This is a genomic window from Rhodococcus sp. NPDC059968, assembly GCF_042738615.1.
Lineage (GTDB): Bacteria > Actinomycetota > Actinomycetes > Mycobacteriales > Mycobacteriaceae > Rhodococcus_F.
Genome location: NZ_JBHWUE010000258.1, coordinates 1 through 1,913, shown reverse-complemented (window position 1 = coordinate 1,913; position 1,913 = coordinate 1). Strand labels below are relative to the sequence as shown.

The window sequence follows — 1,913 nt, the reverse complement described above, 5'->3', positions numbered from 1 at the left end:
CCATGATCAACTTATCCAGGAAACTCCCGCTAGGAGGCTGCTGAATTATCGGCGCGCCTCCCGAATTCATCGGCCTGAACTGGGAAAATAGGTTCATGCAGGGTGTGGAGCGGGTGGATCGGGAGCTTCTGGACGCGGAGGCTCTCGTCGGCCACCTGGTGCCGGAGGGCAGCATGTTCGCGTTCCTCGCCGCCCATCGCCGGGATGTGTTCGCCGACGGGGAGTTCGAGGACCTGTTCCCCTCGGGGCGGGGGCGACCGTCGATCCCGGCGTCGGTGATGGCCTCGATTCTGGTGTTGCAGACCCTGCACGATCTCTCCGACCGGGAGACTGCCGAGGCGGCCCGGTGCGACCTGCGGTGGAAGGTTGCGACCGGGATGGCGTTGGACCACAAGGGATTCGATCCGTCCACGCTGGTGTACTGGCGTAAGCGGTTGGCGAAGTCGGAGCGGCCGCAGCGGATCAACGAGGCGGTGCGCCGGGTGGTCGAGGAGACCGGGATCGTGCGGGGCCGCGGCAAACGCGCGGTGGATTCGACGATCCTGGCGGACGCGGTCGCCACCCAGGACACCATCACCCAGCTGATCGCGGCGATCCGGCGGGTCCGGCGGGTGGTGCCCGGCGGCGCCGAGGCGATCGCGGCGGTGTGCACCGGGCACGACTACAGCGGGCCGGGTAAGCCGTCGATCGACTGGGACGAGCCCGGCGCGAAGGACACCCTGGTCTCGGCCCTGGTCAACGACGCGAACGCGCTGGTCGAGGCGTTCGCCGGCGTCGACCTCGACGAGCAGGCGCAGGCGGCGTTGGCGTTGCTGGCGTTGGTCGCCGGGCAGGATGTCGAGCCCGCGGAGGGCTCCGACGGCACCGATGGTCGGTGGCGCATCGCCCGCAAGGTCGCCCCCGATCGGGTGATCTCCACGGTGGACACCGAGGCGCGGCACACCCGCAAGTCACCCGAGGCGCGCCGGGACGGGTACCGGGCCCACGTTGTCGCCGAACCGGAGACGGGGATCATCACCGACGAGGCGCTCACGAAGGCCGCCGGGACCGAGAACTCCGATCCGGGTGTGGCGGAGAAGTTCCTGGCCGCCGACGACAAGGTCGCCACCGGCGAGGCCACCACCCCCACCGAGGACGGCGACGACGAGGACGGTGTGGATGGGGCCGGCGCACGGGAGTGGTACGGGGATTCCGCTTACGGAACAGGAGATCTGCGTGGCGCGATCGACGACGCCGGGCACGAGGCCGTGATCAAACCCAAACCGCTGCAGGCGCCCGTGGAGGGCGGATTCACCGTCGACGACTTCACCGTCGACGAGGAAGCGGGCACGGTGGGCTGCCCGGCCGGTCACACCCGCCCGATCAGCCGAACCCGGGTGGCCAGCTTCGGTGCACTGTGCCGCGGGTGCCCGCTACGTGAACGCTGCACGACCTCCAAGACCGGCCGCAAAATCGTTCTGCACCAACGAGACGACCTGCTGCGCCGGGCCCGCCGGGACTGGGCCGCTCAGCCCGAACTGCGGGAGAAGTACCGCACGTTCCGGCCCAACGTGGAACGGGTCATCTCCCAGATCGCCAGCCGCGGCGGCCGCCGCATCAAACTCCGCTACCGAGGTACCGAGAAGAACAACGCCTGGCTCACCCGCCGCACCGCCGGGCTCAATCTGCGTAACCTCGTCGGCCGTGGCCTCACCCGCACGGCAGGAGTCTGGGTCCTGGCGGCCCAGACCGCCTGAAAAGGGCATTCATCGGCCTCGACCCGAGCCCCTACCGGGCGGGCCACACACCCTCTCACGGTTCACACGCTGCGTCACGCAGCCAATCCGACATCCCGCGCCGCCGCCCGCCACCTTTTCCGCCTCAGCCCGTACAGCGGCCAGCCCCGAAACCGCCCATGTTCAGCGGCCTCCTAG

Annotated in this window: 1 protein-coding gene; it reads left to right on the top strand. The window is 69.6% G+C overall.

Features of this window, described 5'->3' with window-relative positions; all coding sequences use genetic code 11:
* Nucleotides 1-95 precede the first annotated feature (95 nt).
* Entirely contained in the window at nucleotides 96-1,736 is a 1,641-nt protein-coding gene (locus ACFWAY_RS53645) for an IS1182 family transposase (protein WP_378516524.1), read from the top strand.
* Nucleotides 1,737-1,913 lie beyond the last annotated feature (177 nt).